The following is a 21,129-nucleotide window of genomic DNA, read 5'->3' as shown; positions in this document are numbered from 1 at the left end:
GTGTCGCTGCGCGGGTCGCTGGCTATCGTATCGGAGCGCGCTCAGACCGCGTCGGACGACGACGCGCGTTTGACATACACTGGCGTTTCGTCCTGCGCAGGATACGCGTTCGGATCGATGCGACGCATCTCGGTTTCAATCCATTCCTCGACGCGCGCCATGACTTCGTCAGCGTTCAGGTTACGGGTGTCGATGGGCTTGCCGATCGACACTGTGACTATACCCGGAAATTTCAGGAAGGAGTTGCGCGGCCACACGTGTCCGGCGTTGTGCGCGATCGGCACCACGGGTACCCCGGCAGCGACCGCGAAGCGCGTGCCGCCAGTCTTATATTTGCCACGCTTGCCCACTGGCACCCGTGTGCCTTCCGGGAACATGATGACCCATGAGCCCTCGGCCATCCGTTCCTTGCCCTGCCGAATCACCGACTTGAACGCGCTGTGTCCCTTGTTGCGATCGATGTGCACCATCTTCAGCATTCCGAGGGCCCAACCAAAAAATGGCACGTACAGCAGCTCGCGCTTAAAGACATAGCACAATGGACGCGGCATGATTGCCGGGAAGGCCAGCGTTTCCCACGCGGACTGGTGCTTGGACAGCAGCACGGCCGGGCCGTCGGGCAGGTTGTCCAGGCCTTCGATGTGCCAACTCGCGCCGACCAGGTGCCGCAGCGTCCACAGCGTCGAGCGGCACCAGCCGACGGCCATCCGATAGCGCCGGTGTGCGTTCAGAAACGGGAAAACAATGAAGCAGGCGCATGCATACGGGATCGTATAGACGATCAAGTAAACGAAGAACAGCGTCGAGCGAATCACGTGCATGATGGTTTGGTACAAGGCTTTGGGCGGTGCGGGCGCGTCAGCTCAGTCGGCCTCGGCGGCAAGGAAGTCGAGCGCAAACGCATGCAAGTCCGAATAGACTGTCGTGCCCGCCGGCAAATGGCCCGCGTCCAGCGTTTTCTGGCCCTTGCCGGTCAGCACCAGGTGACAGCTGAATCCCAGCGCTGCACCGGCTTGTAGGTCGCGCAGCGAATCGCCGACCACCGGCGTGCTGGCGGCATCGATCTCGAAGCGCCGGATGATCTGCGCGAGCAGGCCGGGTTTCGGTTTGCGGCAATCGCAATGGTCGGCGGGCGTATGCGGACAGAAGAAGATGGCATCGACCCGCCCGCCCAGCGCCGTCAGCTTGCGGTGCATCTTCTCGTGTATCTCGTTGAGCGTGGCCATGTCGAACAGGCCGCGACCGATGCCCGACTGGTTGCTCGCGATTACGACGCGGTAGCCCGCCTGGTTCAGCCGCGCGATCGCCTCGAGGCTGCCTGGGATCGGGATCCACTCGTCGGGTGACTTGATGAACGCGTCGGAGTCCTGGTTGACGACGCCGTCACGATCGAGGATCACGAGTTTCTTTTGCATCGTCAATTCACGCTGTTTGCCGGGAAAGAGAATCGGCCGTCACTCATGCTGCGAGCTTCGAGATATCGGCCACGCAATTCATCTGCTCGTGCAGCCGCGCCAACAAGCCCAGCCGGTTCGCCCGCAATGCAGCATCGTCGGCGTTGACCATGACGTCGTTGAAGAATGTATCGACCGCGTCGCGCAACGAGGCGAGCGCTGACAGCGCGCCTGTGTAGTCGCGTGAGTTAAGCCGGCCCTGCACGGTCGGCGTGACGTTGTGCAACTGCTCAAACAGCGCGTGTTCCGCCGGTTCCACCAACAGCTTTGTCTCGACGTGCTGGGCCGCGCCGTCGGATTTCTTCAGGATGTTTGTGATCCGCTTGTTGGCCGCTGCCAGCGATGCTGCCTCGGGCAACGCGGCAAATTCACGTACCGCATCGAGTCGGCCGGTGATGTCGTCAATGCGGGTTGGATTCTGGCTCAGTACCGCGTCCACCTCGTTAGCGTCGTAGCCGCGCTCGCGCAACAAACCGCGTAGCCGGTCGATGAAGAAGCCATACAACGCGCTGGTGGGGTCGGCTACCTGCGGCTGGGACGCAAATTGCGCGTACGCATGCCGCAACAAGTCCATCAGATCCAGCGGCAGCCGCTTTTCGAGCACGATGCGCAGCACGCCGAGCGCGTGTCGGCGCAGCGCGAACGGGTCCTTCTCGCCGGTCGGCTGCAGGCCGATGCCCCAGATGCCCACCAGCGTCTCGAGCTTATCGGCGAGCGCGACCGCGGTGCTAATCGCGGTGGACGGTAGCTCGTCGCCAGCAAAGCGCGGTCGGTAGTGCTCCGAGCATGCCAGCGCGACATCGTCGGGTTCGCCGTCGTGGCGTGCGTAGTAGGCGCCCATCGTGCCTTGCAATTCTGGGAACTCGCCTACCATGTCGGTGAGCAGGTCCGCCTTAGCCAGCCGCGCGGCGCGCGCTGCCCGCTGCGCATCGACGCCGACGCCGGGCGCGATCACCGCCGCCAGCGCCTCGAGTCGCTCGACGCGCTGCAATTGGGAGCCCAGCTTGTTGTGGTACACGACATTGGCCAGCAGCGGCACGCGTTGCTCGAGCGTCTTTTTCTGGTCCTGTTCGAAGAAGAACTTCGCGTCGGCCAGCCGTGGACGCACGACGCGCTCGTTGCCCAGCACGATTTGCTGCGGCGTGTGGGTCTGCACGTTCGACACGATCAGGAAGCGTGACCGCAACTTGCCGCTGGCGTCGGTCAGCGCGAAATACTTCTGGTTCGTCTGCATCGTTAGGATCAAGCATTCCTGCGGCACCTGCAGGAACGCGTCATCGAAACGGCATTCGTAGACGATCGGCCATTCGACCAGCGCATTGACTTCGTCGAGCAGCGCCTCGGGCATCAGTACGTGGTCCGCGCCTGCATGCTCGAGCAATTGCGCGCGGATTGCCTCCTTGCGGGCCCGCATGCTGGCGATGACCTTGCCGCGCTGCTCAAGCGTGCGCGCATAGTCGTCTGCATGCAAGATCGCGACGCGACCCTCGGACAGAAACCGGTGGCCGAGCGTGACCGCGTCCGCCTCCAATCCGAGCGCCGTAACCGGCACGATGCGGTTCGCGTGCAGCGCAACGAGCCGGTGCGCCGGGCGCACGAACTGCACGCTCGTGCCGTCCGGCCGCTGGTACGTCATGACCTTCGGGATCGGCAGTTTGGCGAGGGTTTCGTCTAGTGCGGCCTGCAGACCATCTTCCAATGTCACGCCCGGTGCGGTGTAATTCAGGAAGAACGCCTCGGTCTTGCCGTCCATCGCGCGCTCCAGTTGCGTGAGCGGCATGTCCGGAAAGCCCAGCGCGGCGAGCTTTTTGGCTAGCGGCGCGCTAGGCTGCCCGTTGGCGTTGAGTGCCACGGAAACGGGAAGTACTTTTTCGCGCACCTGGCGCTGCGGCGCCACGGCGCGCACGTTGCGGATCGCGACCGCCAGCCGACGCGGCGTGCCGAACGGCTCGAATGAAGGCGAGCCGCCGTCAGCGACGTCGATCAGGTCGCGCGCGGCGAGTCGTTCGACCAAACCGTTAGCAAAGGCATTGGACAAGCGGGCGAGCGCCTTCGGCGGTAGCTCTTCGGTCAGCAGTTCGACGAGCAGGGTGGATGGTTGACTCATTGGGATGGCTTCTCTTCTGTCGTCTCAGGCGTCGTCTTCGAGCTTGCGCTCGACCTTCAGCGGCGGCACCCAATCGGGGCGGGCGGCCTCTTGCTGAGCGGTGACGGTGCCGCGCGCATGCGCGCCGGCCACCTCGCCCAGCATCGGAAAGCCGAGCGCCTCCCGCGAATCGTAGTACGCCTGCGCAATCAGCCGCGACAGCGCGCGAATGCGGCCAATGTACGCGGCGCGCTCAGTCACGGAGATCGCCCCGCGAGCATCGAGCAGATTGAACGTATGCGCGGCCTTCAGGATCAACTCGTAGGCCGGCAGCGCAAGTCGTTGCTCGATAATGCGCCGGGCCTCGCTCTCATACGCGTTGAAGAACGTGAACAGCAGCTCGGCATTTGATTGCTCAAAGTTGTATGTCGACTGCTCGACCTCGTTCTGGTGAAATACGTCGCCGTAGGTTAGCCGGCGCAGCACCTTGCCGGCCGGGCCATCCTCTTCCCATTCGGTCCATACCAGATCAAACACGTTCTCGACCTGCTGGAGATACATGGCCAGGCGCTCGATGCCGTACGTGATCTCGCCGAGCACCGGCTTGCAATCGAGCCCGCCGACTTGCTGGAAGTACGTGAACTGCGTGATCTCCATGCCGTTGAGCCACACTTCCCACCCTAGGCCCCAAGCGCCCAGCGTCGGGTTCTCCCAGTCATCTTCGACAAAGCGCACATCGTTCTGCTTCAGGTCTAGTCCGAGCGCTTGCAGCGAGCCCAAGTACAGGTCCAAGATATTCTCTGGCGCTGGCTTGAGGACGACCTGATACTGGTAGTAGTGCTGCATCCGGTTGGGATTTTCGCCGTAGCGGCCATCCTTGGGACGCCGCGACGGCTGCACATAGGCAGCGCGCCACGGCTCGGGACCAATCGCGCGCAGAAACGTTGCGGTGTGCGACGTGCCGGCGCCGACTTCCATGTCGTACGGTTGCAGGAGCGCGCAGCCCTGTTTGTCCCAGTAGGACTGCAGGGTCAGGATGATTTGCTGGAACGTGAGCATGAAATGCCTTTCAGGCGAAGCGTCTGGACGTGCGCACCGGCACACGCCGCCGCCCCGGGGGCAAGAAAATTGCTAAAGGGGGAGATTTTAGCGGAAAAGGGCGCGGGACCGATCGCTTTGCCGCGTACCGGGGTCGCCCACGCCTGCGGGCGCCCCCACGGCGCGGGACAGGGCACGTAGGCCGATTAGGCAGGAGGGAGCTGGCCTCTCCAAGTGTGGATCGCAAAGTCGACCGCCTCACGACCAGAGAAGAGCATGCTGCGTGCATTCCCCACGCTGAACGTCTTGATTGCCCCGCGGTCTTTCATCGCGCGGCCCACCGGTAGGAAGTGCTCGGAGTCAAGGAGGGCAGGGGCCTCGTAGACTGCCCATCGCCTGATACCGTTCTTGAGGATCGGCGAGCCTTCCCGCGTTTTCGGCCTGTTCGGCCACGCCCGTTGTTCCGCTAGGTGGAGCATCGTACAAACGTCGAAGTCTACGCCCAGAAGGAGAACGAAGGCGTCTGCGTCGTAGAGCTTGGCCAATGGTGACCTTTCACCAAGCGGGCTCTCGAGCGCATGGTCGGCTGTGATCTGATCGGCTCGCGGCCCAATTGCAGCAAACGAGCAGGTAGGGTGCAGGCTGCGGCGGGCGCCGGGCCAAGTACGAAATAGTTCAGCCACGGCGCCCATGTTGCGAGTCGGGGTGGTCGCCGGATCGTACGCCGGCATTTCTTCGCGAAGGGTCTCGACCCAGCTGGATGGCACAGGCGGCGCTTCCCATTCTGCGGGATCGGTCAAATGAGCAGTGTGGGTTGGCATGACCAGCGTCCCGTTAGGCCCGACGCAGTCCATTAGCGCTTGAATGACGGCCACGGCTCCTCCGGCGACCCACCCAAGCGAGCTGAGGGACGAATGCACGAGGATTGTGCTACCTGCCGTCACGCCACCTTCCGCGAGCTGCCGGGCAAGACTCGATCGGGTCCGCGGCACAGGGGTTTTTAGGATGAGGTTATGTTCGGTCATCACGGAATTTGTCAATCGAGGCGCGTCCTGGAGCACAGGCTGTTGGCTAAGGGGTTCATGCGTATCCGGCCTGGACTGCGCGCGTACTTGAGACATCAGCGCACCCAACGGCAACGCGAGTACGCCCTTGAAGACAGATGACGTGAACGCGCGGCGGCAACCGCAAAAGAAAGGTCGTTTCATGCTCGGCTCCTGTGTGGTTGATCGTTCAACGGCACGACAATCTTATCTTGTCACGATACTTGACCCCAAATATCGCGCGCGCTGTTGCAAGACTTGTTCTAGCTCATGCCAGTGCATGGGGCTGTGCCGGCTCCACTGTGTCATCGGCGTCTGAGACTCAGCTTCTGCATCGCGCCTACCCACCGTTCCATTTTTGTTTCCCGAAAAGAATAGGCTTTTGCAAAAGGTGGTGGGTGGTTGCCGTGCGTTAGAACGTAACCAAACTAGTCGGCGGCGGGTCGACGAAAACGTCCTGCTACGCCGATTTTGATGACTCAGACGACGCGCTCAAAGCGCAACTGCGCATTGAAGCTGCCCAGCACGGCCGCTCGATGGAGGAGGAGGTACGCGCCAAGCACTGATGCTGCCCAGTCCGCAAGGCGGGCTGGGCCGCCGGAACCACCATCGTTTTGCGGCGTTATCCGAACCTGAACTGGAATTCCCACCGCGCACAGAAAGGGCCCGGCCGGCCGCACTGCCTGAATGAGCGTCCTTGACACCCATGTCCTGTCGGAGCTGATACGCGCGCAGCCCGACGCAGGGGGGCTGGCCTGGCTGGATCGCCAAGCGTCACATGCGCTGTTGCTTACCGCGGTGACGGTGGCGCAATTGCAGTACGGCATCGAACGCTTGCCCGAAGGGCGACGCAAAAGAGCTTTGCGTGACGCGGCGCGGGCAATGCTGGAGCAGGACTTCCAACAACGCCGCGGGGAGAAGCGGCGTGCCTATTTGCATGGGCGGCCAGCGCGGGCGCCGCGTCCCATCCCAAACCCGATCGCCAACCCGACCAGCGATATGACCAATATGGTGATATTGCCGGCTATGATGTAGGGCGTCATGCCACTGCGGCCTTGCACGCGTACGTCAAGGGCGCCCACTGTGAAGCGGCGCAATTGGGTCTTGACCGAGCCGTCTGCATCGATCATCGCGGTGGCACCCGTGTTGGTGGCGCGCAGCATCGGCCGCCCGGTCTCGAGCGCGCGCATCCGTGCCATCTGCAGGTGCTGATCCAGGGCAATCGTATTGCCAAACCAGCCGAGGTTCGTCGAGTTGACCAGCACGCTGGCGGGTTGCGGCTGGCTGCGCAGCGTGCGGGCGATCTCTTCGCCGAAAATGTCCTCGTAGCAGATATTCGGCGCGATTGACTGCCCATGCACGACGAACGGTGGCTGTATTGAGCCGCCGCGCGAGAAGTCGCCCAATGGCATCTTCATCATGTCGACGAACCACCGGAAGCCCCACGGGATGAACTCGCCGAATGGCACCAAGTGATGCTTGTCGTACCGGTATAGGCCCGACGATTCCGGCGTGATCCCGTACAGTGCGTTGGTCAAATTCTTCGGCCCGTTTTCGGTCATTGTTGTGCCGACCGTACCGAACAGGACCGATGTGTGTGTGGCGTCCACGAAGCGCCGTACCGCCGTGCCGAACTCGGGCGGCGCTTCATACAGTGGCAATGGGATTGCAGTTTCGGGCGTTACGACCAGATCGGCCGGCTTTTCCGTGATGAGCTGCTGGTACAGTGTAATGGCGTGATGGATGCCGACCGGATCGAATTTCATGCTCTGCCCGACGTTGCCTTGAAGCAGGCGTACTGACAATGTGGGCCCGCTCGGCTGAGTCCACGTCACGCGCGCGAGCAGCATGCCGCAAACGAGCAGCCCTGAAGCAACGGCGACGGGCACGAGCCACGTGACCATACTGCGCGCCCCACCAATACGCATGGCTGCCTGTATGATCAACGCGCCGACGAGCGCGAGGATCCAGCCCACCCCGTAGACGCCGACGAGCGGCGCGAAACCGGCTAGTGGTCCGTCAATTTGCGCGTATCCGCTTGCGAGCCACGGAAAGCCAGTGAAGACGGTCCCGCGCAACCATTCGCCCAACGTCCACGCGCAGGCGAACGCCACGCTCGCATGCCAACTGGGCGTCAACGTCGCGCATTGCCCGCGCGGTGCGCGACATAAATGCCATAGTCCGGCCGAAAACGCCGGATAAAGGGCCAGATAGAGCGAGAACAGCACGACGGCGGCACCGGCCATGAGCGCGGGCATGTAGCCATAGAAATGCATGCTCACATATAACCACCACACCCCGCTGACGAATTGACCGAAACCGAATGCGCCACCGGTGAGCAACGCGCCGCGCAGCGTGCGGGTGCGCGAAACGAGCCAGAACGCACAGGCGAAGATCGCTACCTCAAGCCAGCCGCCGTGTGGCGTGGGCGCGAACGCAAGCGTATTCAGCGCGCCGATTGTGCCTGCCAGCGTCAAATGCAGTACCGCCGCACGACGGCTGCGCGACGCGTGTTGCAATGGCGGGAAGCCAGGTGAGGCAGCGCGCGGCGCGGGATCGGCGATCGGCTTATCGACCATCTGTCGGTATAGGAAAGACGTGCGTGGGGGTTGCCCTGAGTTTAATGATCATCGCGGTCGCGGGCCGCGAGCGCGCCGGCTGGCACGTGCTTAGCAAGCAGCATATGGACCTGTCGCGCGTCGCCACGCAGAATTTCAAACACGAAGTCGTCGATGCGCACTTTTTCGCCACGGTGCGGCACGCGGCCGAAGCGGTGCGTGACCAAGCCGCCGATCGTGTCGACCTCGTCATCGCAGTAGTGCGTGCCGAACGTCTCATTGAACTGCTCGATCTCGGTCAGCGCACGTACCCGGTAGCGGCCGTCCGGCGTCGCGATGATGTTGCCTTCCTCTTCGTCAAAGTCATATTCGTCCTCGATGTCACCGACGATCTGCTCGAGTACGTCTTCAATGGTGATCAATCCGGCGACACCGCCGTATTCGTCTACGACGATCGCAATATGGTTGTGGTTCGCGCGAAAGTCGTGCAACAGCACGTTCAGGCGCTTGGACTCGGGAATGAACACGGCGGGGCGCAACATGCCGCGCACGTCGAATTCCTCTTCCGCGTAGTAGCGCAGCAGGTCCTTCGCGAGCAGGATGCCGATCACGTTGTCGCGATTGCCATCGTACACTGGGTAGCGCGAGTGCGCTTTCTCCAGCACGAATGGAATAAACTGATCGGGGCTGTCGGCGATGTTGATCGCATCCATCTGCGCCCGGGGCACCATGATGTCGCGGGCGCACAGGTCAGCGACCTGGAACACGCCCTCGATCATCGATAGCGAGTCGGCGTCGATCAGGTTGCGTGCGTGTGCGTCCTGCAGGATTTCGAGCAACTCCGCACGGGATTCCGGCTCGGGCGAGATGAGATCGGTCAAGCGCTCCAGCAGCGAGCGCGGTTTGTCTGGATGTTTCGAGTGACTTTTCCGACTGGGATACGGGTCGTTCATTTTCAAGCGTCCCGCGGGACTGGACGCGCGATGGAGATAAACAAAGGATACACTAACCGAAATGCGCGTCTGTGACGCCGCGCACGATGGTAGTGGTCGCTGACCGGACGCCGTTGCCCGAGCAGCGCCCGAGCATTTTCTCGAGCGCGACATCGGGGATTTTGTGCGCCCGCAGCGCCTCGACGGTGCGCGCGACGTAGTCATAGGTGGTGCCGTAGCGGCCGCTTGCCCGGGCGAGCACGATACGCATGACGTCGTCCGACACGCGGCCAGCATAGGTTGCCGCTTCGCGGCGCATCACGAATGCCAGCGCGCGTACATCGCGCCCGTCATCGAGCATGCAGCGCAGCCACGCGGGACGGTACGAGCCCATCGACATTTCACGCCGCCACAGCACCTGCAGGTGCGGCATCGCACTGTGCCCATCGAGCCGGAACGCAATGCCCGGGCAGCAGCCGCCACGGTCCAGCGCGAGCACCAGGCCGGGCAGTTCGGGGGTGCCACGGTTCATCCGCGACCACAGGTATAGGCCCCGGTGATAGCCCATCACGCGTGCGCGGCACGATTCGACTGTTGGCAGACCGGGATTCCAAATCAACGATCCATAGCCGAACAGCCACAAGTCGCTCGCGCGGTCCCAATGCACCAGCGTATGTTCGATCGATGCCGCCAGTTCCGCGTCCGTCAGCAGCCGTGCGTCGCCGATCGTGGGCGGATAACCCGGCACCGCCCCGGGCGGCACGGCACTGGTGCGCACGGCCGGCGTGTGGGGGCACGGCGGCGCCGGTGCATCGTGCTCGCGTTCGTCAGGTTCGGCGTGGTTGCCACGTTCGTCTTGCATCATTCTCGGTAGGCTGTGGCTTGTTTAGCCCTGTTGCGCGTACGGGTCCGGATAGCCGAGTCGCGCCAGAATATCGGTTTCAATCGATTCCATCTCCTGCGCCTGCTCGTCATCTTCGTGATCGTAACCCTGCGCGTGCAGCACGCCGTGCACGATGAGGTGCGCGTAGTGTGCGTCCAGCGGCTTGTGCTGCTCGCGCGCCTCGCTTTCGACCACCGAGCAACAGAGCACCAGGTCGCCGCTGACCGACTCATTATCCGATTCCCCGTACGCGAACGTGAGCACGTTCGTTGGGTAGTCCTTGCCGCGATAGCTACGGTTCAGCGCGCGGCCTTCTTGCTCGTCGACGAAACGGATTGTCAACTCAGCGGGCGCGAAGAGCGCGGCGCGGACCCAACCGGCGATCCTAGCGCGCGGCAGCAACGCCTTATGAGCGGCGAACGCCTTGGCCGGGAACTGCACGCTGAGCGTGAGCTTCGGGGCAGGGGGCGCGTTCATGCCGGATGCGCGCCGTCCGGATGGCGCTTGGCGTGTGCATCGTAGGCCTCGACGATGCGTGCGACCAGCGGATGCCGCACCACGTCGGCACTCGTGAAATGCGTCAGCGCGATACCGCGCACGTTGTGCAGTACCTGTTGTGCCTCCACCAGTCCGCTCTTGTTGCCCCGCGGTAGGTCGATCTGCGTGATGTCGCCGGTGATCACCGCTTTGGACCCGAAGCCGATGCGCGTGAGAAACATCTTCATCTGCTCGGGCGTGGTGTTCTGCGCCTCGTCCAGGATGATGAACGCGTGATTCAATGTGCGCCCGCGCATGTACGCGAGCGGCGCGATTTCGATCATCTGGCGCTCAAACATCTTGGCCGTCTTATCAAAGCCGAGCAGGTCGTACAGCGCGTCGTATAACGGGCGCAGGTACGGGTCGACCTTCTGCGCGAGGTCGCCGGGCAGGAAGCCGAGCCGCTCGCCGGCCTCGACTGCCGGACGCGTCAACACGATCCGCTTGACCTGGTCTCGTTCCAGCGCGTCGACCGCGCAGGCGACCGCCAGGTACGTCTTGCCGGTGCCGGCCGGTCCCACTCCGAACGTCACATCGTGCTGCAAAATCTGCTTCAGATAATCGCGCTGCGCCGGCGTGCGTCCGCGCAGGTCGGCGCGCCGCGTGTACAGCGTTGGTCCGCGTTCGTCGTCGGGCGGCTCGGCGTCGGCTGGCCCATCGAAGGGATGGTCGGGGTCGCCGTGCAGGTGCAACGGCGCTGCCTCATCCCGCGTCGCGTCGGCACCTGCAGCCAGCTGCGGCTCGGTGCCTTCGGCACCCGCCGCGCGGGCGCTACTGCGGCTGGCGGCACGGCCTGGAGCGCGTGCCGGGTGCCCGGCACTGTAGCGCGCCTCGACCAGCGCGAGTTGGATATCGTCGACGGACAGCGGATCGCGTGCGAGATTGTAGAAGTTCTCCAGCGCGGTCAGAGCGACTTTTGCGGCGCGGCCGCGAACCGTGATTCGGTGGCCGCGGCGAGACAGTGTCACATCGAGCGCCTGCTCGATCTGGCGCAGGTTTTCGTCGAGCGGACCGCACAGGTTCGCCAGTCGCGTGTTGTCGTCGCGAGGCGCGGTGAATTCGAGCGTGGGCAGAGGTGTCTTCAAGATGCGTGAGAATGGGCGCCGGTCAATGCGTGCTTGCTGGCGTTAGCGCGAGTTCCCCGCGCAGTGAATGCGGATAGGCGTGGACAATCTCGACGTCGACCATCTGGCCGAGCAGGCGGGCGTGCGAAGCCTGCGGCGCCGGAAAGTTCACCACGCGGTTGTTTTCAGTGCGTCCGGCTAACTCGTTCGGATCCTTGCGGGCCGAGCGCTCGACCAGGATGCGCTGCACGGTGCCGACCATCGATTCGCTAATCTTCGCCGCGTGCGCTTCGATCGCGGCCTGCAATTGCTGAAGCCGCGCAAGCTTCACGTCGCGCGGCGTGTCATCATGCAGGGTCGCAGCCGGCGTGCCGGGGCGCGGACTGAAAATGAACGAGAAGCTGGTGTCGTATTGCACTTCGTCGATCAGCTTCATTGTCTTGGCATGGTCGCCGTCGGTCTCACCAGGGAACCCGACGATAAAGTCGGTCGATAACGAGAGCTGCGGCCGGATCGCGCGCAGCCGCCGCACGATCGACTTGTACTCGAGTACCGTATAGCCGCGCTTCATCGCCATCAGGATCCGGTCCGAGCCGTGCTGTACCGGCAGGTGCAGGTGGCTCACCAGCTTGGGCACGCTTTCGTACGTATCGATCAGCCGTTGCGAAAATTCCTTCGGGTGCGACGTCGTGTAGCGAATCCGCTCGATTCCCGGGATCTCCGCGACGTACTCAATCAGCATCGAAAAATCCGCGATCTCGGCGGTGCCGGCGCTGAGCGCACCCCGATAGGCGTTCACGTTCTGCCCGAGTAGCGTGACCTCGCGCACGCCCTGGTCCGCCAGGCCAGCCACCTCGGTTAGCACGTCGTCCAGCGGGCGGGATACCTCTTCGCCGCGCGTGTACGGCACGACGCAGTAGCTACAGTACTTGCTGCAGCCTTCCATGATCGATACGAACGCGGTGGGGCCTTCAACGCGCGGCGGTGGTAAGTTGTCGAATTTCTCGATCTCCGGAAACGAGATGTCGACTTGCGCGTGGCCGCTCGCGCGCCGCGCATCGATCATCGCGGGTAGCCGATGCAGCGTCTGCGGGCCGAACACGAGATCGACGTAGGGCGCGCGCGCGACGATCGCCGCGCCTTCCTGGCTGGCGACGCAGCCGCCGACGCCGATCAGCAGGTCGGGGCGCGCCTGCTTGAGTTCGCGCACCCGACCTAGGTCGGAAAAGACCTTTTCCTGCGCCTTTTCGCGAATCGAGCAGGTGTTGAACAGGATGACGTCCGCGTCTTCCGGGGAGTCGGTTTTGACAAGACCTTCGGCCGCGCCAAGTACGTCGACCATCTTGTCGGAATCGTACTCGTTCATTTGGCAGCCAAAAGTCTTTATATAGACTTTTTTGGGCATAGTGTCGCCGTTCGCAGTCGTTTATCTGGGGGCGGGGGAGAATCCGGAATTATACGCCTAGCCGGTGACATCCCTCATGTCGGCGAAGGGTGCGGGCAAAACGATCCGCCAGGAAGTCGAGCAGCAAGCGCAGCCGCGGCGATCGGTACCGGTTGCGGTGGGCGATCGCGTTCAGCGGCGCCGGATGACCGTGCCATGCCGGCATCACGATTTGCAGGTGGCCTGCGCGCACGTCGCTGGCAATATCCTAGATCGACTTGTACGCGATGTCATAGCCACGCTGCCGTCGCTTTGAGCGACGGTCACAACGCGCGTGGGGTATCGTTGCTTTTGCCACTGTACCGCCGCTGCAAATGCGCGTGGTTGAGAAGGCGCACGTGGCGCCGAACTCTCGTCTCCACGCTCAATATCGACGCGTTCGACTTCGGCAATGCGGGTGCGGCATGGCTTAGTGGTGGTGATCACCCACGGCGGCGGGTTTGACTGCGCTGCCGTGGGCCGTCGCAACCGTTGCGCTGGTGGCGCTCGCGGTGACGTTGCTCGTCGCCGGCGTTGGGCATCGCGCCGCGCGTATCGGCCGCGCGAACCCCTGCGCCGGTTAGCAGGTGCTCAAGCCGAGTGCCGCGGGCGCTGGGATCGACGCGTCGGTGCCCGGCTGCTCCAGTGCGCGCCGGAAATTGACCAATTCCTCGATTGTCAGCATCGGCAGTCGATGCTGCGTCGCAAAACGCTCGACATCGTCACCGCGCGTCATCGTGCCGTCTGGATTCATGAGTTCGCACAGCACACCGGCCGGTTTCAGCCCGGCCAGCCAGCATAAGTCGACTGTTCCTTCGGTGTGGCCACGGCGTGCGAGCACGCCGCCGGGTTGTGCGCGCAACGGAAACACGTGCCCCGGACGAACGATGTCGGTCGGTTTGGCCTGGTCCGCGATGGCCGCGCGAATCGTAGTCAGCCGGTCGGCTGCGGAGACGCCGGTGCTCACGCCGTCACGTGCTTCGATCGATACGGTGAAGGCAGTGCCGTGGCGGCTCTGGTTGGTCGCCACCATCTGCGGCAGCGCAAGCTGGCGAATCTTCGCATCTGGCAGGCACAAGCACACGATGCCGCTGCATTCGCGGATCAACAGCGCCATCGTCTCGATCGTGAGCTTTTCGGCCGCAATGATCAGGTCGGCCTCGTTCTCGCGATTGAAGTCATCCTGTAACACGACAGGACGCCCGGCGCGTATCGCCTGCAATGCGGCGGCGATGCGCGTCGGGATCGCGTGGGGATCGGCGTGATAACGAGGGTACAGAACCGAGCCTGTCGGCGGCTCGAACAACGGTGTGGGTTTCGACATGAAACGCTCCTCGCAAGGGTTGGCGAAAAACGTTTCAGGGCAACGGCTGGCAAGAGACAACCCAAGGAAGACCGACACGGGCAGCCGCCGGCACGGCGAACTGGCCGTGTGCGCGCTGTCGGCGTCGTGCCCTCACATCTTCTCTCATCCGGACTATGACCGTCGGCTCTGGCATCGCACCAGATCTGCTGACCCGACGCGGCGTTTGCATGCCGCATCGGCGCTCGCGGGCTCGTCGCGCGCCGGTCGAAGAAGGACCGGTGCGCGGCATACCGCCGGTGGGGACTTTCACCCCGCCCTGAAGACGCATTAACGTGCCACCGGGCGTCGGTTCGATGACGCACGAGCGGCATCCGCGAGCATACAACAACACGCGACGTTGTGCTGCGCACGGTTGGTAGCGGCGTGCCGTCCATCAGTTAATTCGATTCGCGTCGCATCGCAACAATGCAGCGCGGCGTGCGTGGCTCCAAGAATTTGACTTGAACGGTGCGCAACTCGCCAGACTGTAGGGTCTGTACGGGCGGTCAGCATTGCGGTTGGCATTTATATCGGCAGCCGCACGCCGCCGGAAATCGCGATCTCGATTCTCCCAGAAGTCGCGGCCGCGAAAAATGACATATCGCTACCGACGCCGCTGCGACCGCTGCAGGTGGGGAGTGAGGGCCGCACACGAGGCGACAGCTATGCACTCGCTCGCCATACAACGGCAGCGAGATGGGCCGGCCACAGTGCGGTTCATGACGCTGCATCGGCCCATGCCTTCGCGGCATGAATCGCGCGATGCCACGCCGCCAGCCCGCGTTCGACGTCCTCAGCGCGTGCGTGGCGTACGAAACGCCGATCCATTTGCCATTGCTGCTGTAGCTCGGCAATATCGTTCCAGTAGCCGACCGCGAGTCCGGCCAGATAGGCAGCACCCAACGCAGTCGTTTCCTGGATTTGAGCCCGGACCACGTCCACGCCGAGCAGGTCGGCTTGAATCTGCATTAGCAGGTCGTTTTCCACCGCACCCCCGTCCACGCGAAGCTCGCCGATGTGCAGTCCAGCGTCTGCTTCCATTGCGCGGACCACGTCGATCGACTGGTAAGCGATCGCCTCGAGGGCCGCCCGGGCAAGATGGCCGACCTGCGTGCCACGCGTAATGCCGAACACGGTGCCCCGCGCGTTGGCGTTCCAGTGCGGTGCGCCCAGTCCGGCGAAAGCGGGCACGATTGTCACGCCGTCCGTATGCTCGACCGAGCGCGCCAGTGCTTCGATGTCCCGTGCGTGCCGGATGATGCCCAGTTCATCGCGCAGCCATTGCACGAGCGCCCCGGCGATAAAAATACTCCCTTCCAGCGCGTACGTTACCTGGTTACCGATCTGCCATGCGATCGTGGTCACGAGGTTATTGCGCGATTCGATCGGCTGCTCGCCCGTATTCATCACCAGAAAGCAGCCGGTGCCGTAGGTGTTCTTGACCATGCCGGCACCCGTGCACATCTGGCCGAACAGCGCGGCGTGCTGATCACCGGCCACACCGGCGAGCGGAATGGTGGCGTTAAACAGGCTCGTCTGTGTGTCGGCGTAGATCTGCGAGGACTGGTACACCTCGGGCAGCATCGAACGCGGGATGTCGAATAGCGCGAGCAGCGCATCGTCCCACTGCAGGGTATGGATATTGAACAGCATCGTACGTGACGCGTTGGTCGCGTCCGTCACATGCAACTGGCGTCCGCTCAGGTTCCACATTAGCCAACTGTCGACGGTGCCGAAGGCGAGCTTACCCTGCGCCGCCTTGGCGCGCGCGCCATCGACGTGGTCCAGGATCCAGCGGATTTTGGTGGCGGAAAAATAAGCATCGATCGGCAGGCCGGTCTTCTCGCGCACCGTCGTTTCCAAGCCGCGCGCCTTCAGCTCGTTGCACAAGCCGGCGGTACGGCGGTCCTGCCACACGATCGCGTTGTAGACCGGCTCGCCAGTATCGCGGTCCCAGACGATCGTGGTCTCGCGTTGATTCGTAATGCCGATTGCGGCGATCGACGTGGCACTGAGCCCAGCTCCGACCACGGCTTCGGCGGCGACGCCGGCCTGGGTCGACCACATTTCGCGCGGATCGTGCTCGACCCAGCCGGGCTGCGGATAGATCTGGCGGAATTCCTTCTGCGACACGGACACGACATGTCCACCGTGATCGAACACAATCGCGCGCGAACTGGTAGTGCCCTGGTCGAGTGCAAGAATGTAGCGGTCAGTCATTGGCGTCTCCTCGGGCTTTCTATTTTGCCCGCGGCGCCAGGCCGCTGGCCAGGTTACACGTGAACCGCGCGGGCGAGGCGCAAATTGGGTTCGGCGGTGGCATGCGCATCGCCGCCGAATCGCTCGAACCAGGCCTGCACGTTGCCGACTGCCTGGGCGTCCAGTCGCAGGCCAACCTTGGAGCGGCGCCACAGCACGTCCTCGGCGCTGCACGCCCATTCCTCGTCACGCAAGTAGCGCAATTCGGCTTCGTACAAGCCGGGGGCAATTTCCGTGCCTAGATCGGACAGCTCTTTCGCGCTTTGCAGCAACCGCTCGACGCGTGTGCCATATGCGTGCGCGTAGCGCCGTGCAAGCGTGTCGGGCAGCCACCGATGACGCGCCGCGAATTGCTCGGCAAACGCCGCAAAGTTCGAGCCGGCGATATCGCCGCCGGGCAGCGGCGCATCGCGGGTCCAGGCCGGTTGCGTGATCGCCAGCGGCCCGCTGAGGCGGTCCAGCGCTTCTTCGGCGAGCTTGCGGAACGTCGTGATCTTGCCGCCGAACACCGATAGGATCGGCGCCTGCCCCGGGGGCATGTCTAGGTCTAAGCGGTAGTCACGCGTGACTGCTGACGCGGTGGCGCTCTCGTCGTTCTCCAGCAGCGGGCGGACACCCGCGTATGTCCATACCACGTCGGTACGCGCGATCGAGCGCTTGAAATAGCGGTTCACCGATTCACACAAATACGCGACTTCGCTTTCATCGATTTGCACGCGCGAGGCGTCGTCATGGTATTCGACGTCGGTCGTGCCGATCAGCGTAAAGTCTTTTTGGTAGGGAATGGCGAAGATGATGCGCTTGTCGGGGTTCTGGAAGATATACGCGAAATCATGATCGAACAGCTTGCGCGTGACGATGTGACTACCCTTAACAAGTCGGACGCGATGCTGCGCGCCCAGCTTCAACGTGTCGGTCAGCAACTCGCCGACCCACGGACCCGCGGCATTGGCGATGGCGCGCGCGCGAACCTGTTGCAGCCGTCCGTCGCGTGAGCGCAGTTGTGCGTCCCACGATGAGCCGTTGCGCTGCGCGCTCACCAGCCGCGTGCGCGTTAGGATCGTCGCGCCGCGAAGCTGCGCGTCGAGCGCGTTGAGCACGACCAGTCGCGCATCGTCGACCCAACCATCCGAATAGACGAAGCCGCGCGTGATCGAATCCACCAGCGGCGTGCCGCACGGATGGGTGCGCAAGTCGATGCTTTCTGAGCCGGGCAGCATCTCGCGCCGGGCGAGGTGGTCGTACAAGAACAGCCCGGCGCGGATTAGCCATGCCGGGCGCAGGTGTGGCATGTGCGGCATCACGAAACGCAGTGGGCGAATGATGTGCGGCGCTGCGCGTAGCAGAACTTCGCGCTCCTGCAGCGCTTTTCTGACCAGCCCGAACTCGTAGTATTCGAGATAGCGTAGCCCGCCGTGGATCAGCTTTGTGCTGGCTGAAGACGTGTGCGCTGCGAGGTCGTCTTGCTCGCACAGCAACACCTTTAGTCCACGGCCTGTCGCGTCTCGCGCAATACCCGCGCCATTGATGCCGCCGCCAACGACCAGTAGATCGTAGTGATCCGTGTTGTCCACCTTATCCCTCCGAATGTGACGGCACCGCCGCGCGGTCCCCGCGCTGCGTCCTTGCCTATGCGCGATTAGCAACATTAAATTTTCGCAAACGAAAATTTAGCGAATAAACTTAAAAATATCAAGATATTCAAATATGTGACAGAACGTTGGACGTTCGGGCAACGGAAGAGACGTTCAGCGCATATGCCCAGTCGCCGGGTGGTGTTCTGGGCTGAGGCGATGCCTGGCCGCCGGATGATATTCGACGCTGGGAGGGAGCTCAGCCACCGGGTGCTGTTCGACGCTGGGAGGATGTCCAGCCGTCGGGTGCTGTTCGACGCTGGAAGTGTGTCTAGCCGTCGGGTGCTGTTCGACGCTGGGAGGATGCCTAGTCGTTGGGTGCTGTTCGACGCTTGGAAGGTGCTCAGCCGTCGAGTGACGTTCGACGCTGGGAGGGAGCCTAGTCGCCGGGTGGCACCCGATGCAAGGACAGTGCCCGGACGCTGGGTGACGTGAGCCGCTGGCGTGGCAAATTGGGCGTCACCGGAATGATGTCCTGGCGGCTGTGTTTTTACGTTCCTCGGCGCTTGGGCGCGCCCGTGGCAGCGCTGGCGGCGAGGCGAGTGTCGTACTAGAGCATGCGCGCGCGGCGCTTGCGGTACCAGATCACGACGCCGGTCACCGACAGCATGGCGACGACGATGCCCATCGCCGAAATCGCGATCCGACCTGGCAGGCCAGTGATGCGCCCGGAATGCAGCGGGAATTGCATCTGCACGAAAATATCGGCAGCGGTGCCTTGCCATGGAATCCGCTCGCCGATCAAGCGCCCGTCGCGTGCATCGAAGTAAAGCACCGCCGGGCCGACGCCGGATCGGTCCCGCGAGACTGGGGAATCCTGTTTCGGTGCGTCCTTCACTAGCAAAAGCGTGGCGAATTCACGCAGACTTCAGCATCGTTGTTCTCCAGTGACAAGCAAACCGAGCGACGGCGCTCATGCAAGCGTGAAATGTTTGTGGCGCGCGTTGCCGTGTTCAATTGGCGACGTGAACGTCAGTGCCCGCCGCCAGAATGACCTCTGTCATCTCACTGGGTGTCGGCGCGTCGGTAAACAGCGCGTCGACCTGGCTCAAATGGCCAAGGCGCACCAGCGCGGGGCGCCCGAACTTCGAATGGTCCGCCACCAGGAACACGCTGCGTGCGTGCTCGATAATGGCCTCTGCCACCCTAACCTCGCGCGTATCGAAGTCGCGCAGCGTGCCGTCCAGTTCGATGCTCGAGATGCCGATCAACGCATAGTCAACCTTGAATTGGCGGATGAAATCGATTGCCATCTCGCCGACCACGCCCTGGTCCCACGGACGAACGATGCCTCCGGTGACGAGCACCTCGCATTCGGCATAGCCGCTCATGACCGCCGCGACGTTCAGGTTGTTGGTGATCACGCGCAGGCCGCGATGGCGATTTAGCGCACGCGCCACTTCCTCGGTCGTCGTGCCCAAATTAATGAACAGCGACGCCTGGTCTGGAATATGGCTGGCGGCGAGTGCGGCGATGCGCCGCTTCTCCTCATGGAACATGCGTTGGCGCGCGGTATACGATACGTTTTCCGAACTGGTAGGCAACGTGACTCCGCCGTGGTGGCGACGCAGCAAGTTTATTTCGGCGAGCCAATTCACGTCGCGCCGGATCGTCTGCGGCGTGACGTGAAAGCGTGCAGCAAGGTTCTCGACAGTAACGAAGCCTTCATGCTGAACGCAATCGAGCAATTCCTGCTGGCGTGCATTCAACGTGATGCGCGGGTCTCGGGTCATGTTCTTGTTAGCATGGTCGCGAAGCGGTCCGGGTTCGCGTATTGTAAAGGCCCACACACGATGTATAGCGAATGTTCTTTTTGGCACGGACTATTGGAACTGCCTGGACGAATGCCCGGTCTGTTCCAGGTCAGCAGAGTCGGGCGCGGCACGTTAAACTGCAACCGATACTACGTAGGGCATGCAGAAGTCGCGAACCGATACCCGGATCAAGCACTGCGAGCAGGGGTGCAGGCGTGCCGGGGCGCAGGCTTCGGAGGAAAAAATGCAAACCGACACTCAAACTGTGTTGCCGTGGCGTATCGAGGATATCGATTTGTCGCGGATCGATCGTTCGCGCGCCGCTGTGAACGAGGATTTGCTGCTGCTGTTATGCGCGGCATCGTTTATTGAAAGCGGCTCGGATTTGTATACCAGTAACCTCAGCGCGTTCTTCGATGGCGATCCAGAAGTGTCCGGATGGCTGAACCAGCATTGGGAACACGAGGAGTTGCAGCACGGCCGTGCGCTGAAGGCCTATATCAATTATGTTTGGCCAGAGTTCGATTGGGACCTGGCATTTGAGCATTTTTTTGACGAGTATTCGAAAACGTGCTCGTTGGAAGAGTTCGAAAAGACCCGGGCGTTGGAAATGGTCGCACGCTGCGTGGTGGAGACCGGTACGGCTACGTTGTATCGCGCGATCAACGAGTGCTCAGACGAGCCGGTGCTCAAGCAGATCACCGACAACATTCGTAGTGACGAGGTGCGGCATTACAAGTACTTCTTCAAGTTTTTCAAGAAGTACAACCAGATTGAGGGCAATGGCCGCCTTGCGGTGCTTGGCGCGCTGATGCGCCGCGTGATGGAAATCAAGAACGAAGATTCGGAGATCGCGTTGCGACATGTGTTCGCGGTCAGATATCCTGCACAGGTTCGCAATAGCACCTACATGCGGGAAAAGGCGGCGCGCGTGAACACGCTGATACGCAGGCACTTATCGGCCGACATGTGCGTGAAGATGCTGCTCAAGCCGCTCGACCTGCCAGCGAAAATCCAACCCAGCGTGCATTATCCGCTGGCCAAGATCACGCAGCACGTATTTTTTCGCTAGCTAGTATGGCGTACGGCGGCGCTCGGTCGACGATCACGGACGGCTCG

General features: G+C 62.7%; 19 protein-coding genes, 4 pseudogenes and 1 riboswitch. Of the genes and pseudogenes, 6 read left to right on the top strand and 17 right to left on the bottom strand.

Annotation, left to right across the window (positions count from 1 at the left end):
• Positions 1 to 41: 41 nt before the first annotated feature.
• The 5 genes from KQH55_RS11915 to KQH55_RS11895 form a co-directional block, all read right to left on the bottom strand.
• Positions 42 to 821, bottom strand: a complete 780-nt coding sequence (locus tag KQH55_RS11915) for a 1-acyl-sn-glycerol-3-phosphate acyltransferase (RefSeq protein WP_235091110.1) — start codon at positions 819 to 821, stop codon at positions 42 to 44.
• A 42-nt stretch (positions 822 to 863) separates the two neighbouring features.
• Positions 864 to 1,415, bottom strand: a complete 552-nt coding sequence (gene gmhB, locus KQH55_RS11910; protein WP_139337063.1) for a D-glycero-beta-D-manno-heptose 1,7-bisphosphate 7-phosphatase — start codon at positions 1,413 to 1,415, stop codon at positions 864 to 866.
• Between the two features lie 43 nt (positions 1,416 to 1,458).
• On the bottom strand, positions 1,459 to 3,561 hold the full coding sequence (glyS, locus tag KQH55_RS11905) for a glycine--tRNA ligase subunit beta (protein ID WP_235091108.1): 2,103 nt from the start codon (positions 3,559 to 3,561) through the stop codon (positions 1,459 to 1,461).
• Positions 3,562 to 3,585: 24 nt separating this feature from the next.
• Positions 3,586 to 4,599 carry a glycine--tRNA ligase subunit alpha gene (gene glyQ, locus KQH55_RS11900; RefSeq protein ID WP_235091106.1) on the bottom strand — a complete coding sequence of 338 codons (1,014 nt, stop codon included), beginning with the start codon at positions 4,597 to 4,599 and terminating at the stop codon, positions 3,586 to 3,588.
• Positions 4,600 to 4,784: 185 nt separating this feature from the next.
• Positions 4,785 to 5,786: an aminoglycoside N(3)-acetyltransferase gene (locus KQH55_RS11895; RefSeq protein WP_235091105.1), complete on the bottom strand. Its 1,002-nt coding sequence runs from the start codon at positions 5,784 to 5,786 to the stop codon at positions 4,785 to 4,787.
• Positions 5,787 to 6,124: 338 nt separating this feature from the next.
• Here KQH55_RS11895 and KQH55_RS16980 point away from each other — a divergent pair, with 338 nt between their 5' ends.
• Together KQH55_RS16980 and KQH55_RS16975 are read left to right on the top strand one after the other, a co-directional pair.
• A complete protein-coding gene (locus KQH55_RS16980) occupies positions 6,125 to 6,187 on the top strand; it encodes a hypothetical protein (RefSeq protein WP_373566393.1) in 63 nt (20 codons plus the stop codon).
• A 121-nt stretch (positions 6,188 to 6,308) separates the two neighbouring features.
• The gene (locus KQH55_RS16975; protein WP_338893456.1) at positions 6,309 to 6,656 is read left to right on the top strand and encodes a PIN domain-containing protein; all 348 of its coding nucleotides are present in this window, start codon (positions 6,309 to 6,311) and stop codon (positions 6,654 to 6,656) included.
• Here KQH55_RS16975 and lnt read toward each other — a convergent pair.
• The 7 genes and pseudogenes from lnt to KQH55_RS11860 form a co-directional block, all read right to left on the bottom strand.
• On the bottom strand, positions 6,551 to 8,200 hold the full coding sequence (gene lnt, locus KQH55_RS11890) for an apolipoprotein N-acyltransferase (RefSeq protein WP_076796247.1): 1,650 nt from the start codon (positions 8,198 to 8,200) through the stop codon (positions 6,551 to 6,553). The genes KQH55_RS16975 and lnt overlap by 106 nt on opposite strands.
• A 41-nt stretch (positions 8,201 to 8,241) precedes the next feature.
• Positions 8,242 to 9,132, bottom strand: a complete 891-nt coding sequence (locus KQH55_RS11885; protein WP_076786115.1) for an HlyC/CorC family transporter — start codon at positions 9,130 to 9,132, stop codon at positions 8,242 to 8,244.
• 52 nt (positions 9,133 to 9,184) lie between these two features.
• The gene (locus tag KQH55_RS11880; protein WP_083703709.1) at positions 9,185 to 9,976 is read right to left on the bottom strand and encodes a gamma-glutamylcyclotransferase; all 792 of its coding nucleotides are present in this window, start codon (positions 9,974 to 9,976) and stop codon (positions 9,185 to 9,187) included.
• A 21-nt stretch (positions 9,977 to 9,997) separates the two neighbouring features.
• A complete protein-coding gene (ybeY, locus tag KQH55_RS11875) occupies positions 9,998 to 10,471 on the bottom strand; it encodes an rRNA maturation RNase YbeY (RefSeq protein ID WP_076796244.1) in 474 nt (157 codons plus the stop codon).
• On the bottom strand, positions 10,468 to 11,616 hold the full coding sequence (locus tag KQH55_RS11870; protein WP_076796241.1) for a PhoH family protein: 1,149 nt from the start codon (positions 11,614 to 11,616) through the stop codon (positions 10,468 to 10,470). The genes ybeY and KQH55_RS11870 overlap by 4 nt, the downstream gene beginning before the upstream one ends.
• A gap of 22 nt (positions 11,617 to 11,638) precedes the next feature.
• On the bottom strand, positions 11,639 to 13,000 hold the full coding sequence (gene miaB / locus KQH55_RS11865; protein ID WP_076796239.1) for a tRNA (N6-isopentenyl adenosine(37)-C2)-methylthiotransferase MiaB: 1,362 nt from the start codon (positions 12,998 to 13,000) through the stop codon (positions 11,639 to 11,641).
• Positions 13,001 to 13,049: 49 nt separating this feature from the next.
• Positions 13,050 to 13,280 (bottom strand): annotated as a pseudogene (locus KQH55_RS11860) (hypothetical protein); the annotation flags it as partial.
• 34 nt (positions 13,281 to 13,314) lie between these two features.
• On the opposite strand from KQH55_RS11860, the pseudogene KQH55_RS16715 reads away from it, so the two are divergent.
• Positions 13,315 to 13,602: pseudogene (locus KQH55_RS16715) on the top strand (MFS transporter); the annotation flags it as partial.
• On the opposite strand, the gene ribB reads toward KQH55_RS16715, so the two are convergent.
• Positions 13,599 to 14,342, bottom strand: coding sequence for a 3,4-dihydroxy-2-butanone-4-phosphate synthase (gene ribB / locus KQH55_RS11855; protein ID WP_373566390.1), 744 nt, complete (start codon positions 14,340 to 14,342; stop codon positions 13,599 to 13,601). The pseudogene KQH55_RS16715 and the gene ribB sit on opposite strands and share 4 nt — an antisense overlap.
• Before the next feature lie 132 nt (positions 14,343 to 14,474).
• Positions 14,475 to 14,652, bottom strand: a riboswitch (FMN riboswitch).
• 124 nt (positions 14,653 to 14,776) lie between these two features.
• Between ribB and KQH55_RS11850 the strand changes: the two are divergent.
• Positions 14,777 to 15,117: pseudogene (locus tag KQH55_RS11850) on the top strand (hypothetical protein); the annotation flags it as partial.
• Here the strand turns inward: KQH55_RS11850 and glpK are convergent.
• Together glpK and glpD are read right to left on the bottom strand one after the other, a co-directional pair.
• Positions 15,081 to 16,583 (bottom strand): glycerol kinase GlpK, encoded by a 1,503-nt coding sequence (glpK, locus tag KQH55_RS11845; RefSeq protein WP_235091103.1) that lies wholly within the window; start codon positions 16,581 to 16,583, stop codon positions 15,081 to 15,083. The pseudogene KQH55_RS11850 and the gene glpK sit on opposite strands and share 37 nt — an antisense overlap.
• A 53-nt stretch (positions 16,584 to 16,636) precedes the next feature.
• Complete coding sequence (gene glpD, locus KQH55_RS11840; protein WP_235091101.1) at positions 16,637 to 18,196, bottom strand: glycerol-3-phosphate dehydrogenase; 1,560 nt, start codon at positions 18,194 to 18,196, stop codon at positions 16,637 to 16,639.
• 183 nt (positions 18,197 to 18,379) lie between these two features.
• On the opposite strand from glpD, the gene KQH55_RS11835 reads away from it, so the two are divergent.
• Positions 18,380 to 18,691, top strand: coding sequence for a hypothetical protein (locus KQH55_RS11835; RefSeq protein WP_235091099.1), 312 nt, complete (start codon positions 18,380 to 18,382; stop codon positions 18,689 to 18,691).
• A gap of 115 nt (positions 18,692 to 18,806) precedes the next feature.
• Here the strand turns inward: KQH55_RS11835 and KQH55_RS11830 are convergent.
• A pseudogene (locus KQH55_RS11830) lies at positions 18,807 to 19,046 on the bottom strand (PepSY domain-containing protein); the annotation flags it as partial.
• Positions 19,047 to 19,209: 163 nt separating this feature from the next.
• On the bottom strand, positions 19,210 to 19,989 hold the full coding sequence (locus KQH55_RS11825) for a DeoR/GlpR family DNA-binding transcription regulator (RefSeq protein ID WP_076786122.1): 780 nt from the start codon (positions 19,987 to 19,989) through the stop codon (positions 19,210 to 19,212).
• A 265-nt stretch (positions 19,990 to 20,254) separates the two neighbouring features.
• Between KQH55_RS11825 and KQH55_RS11820 the strand changes: the two genes are divergently transcribed.
• Positions 20,255 to 21,082, top strand: a complete 828-nt coding sequence (locus tag KQH55_RS11820) for a ferritin-like domain-containing protein (RefSeq protein WP_076787696.1) — start codon at positions 20,255 to 20,257, stop codon at positions 21,080 to 21,082.
• Positions 21,083 to 21,129: the final 47 nt, after the last annotated feature.

It is taken from the genome of Mycetohabitans sp. B3, assembly GCF_021498065.1.
Classification (GTDB): domain Bacteria; phylum Pseudomonadota; class Gammaproteobacteria; order Burkholderiales; family Burkholderiaceae; genus Mycetohabitans.
The sequence above is the reverse complement of the archived record's forward strand: the minus strand, read 5'-3'. Positions and strand labels throughout refer to the sequence as shown.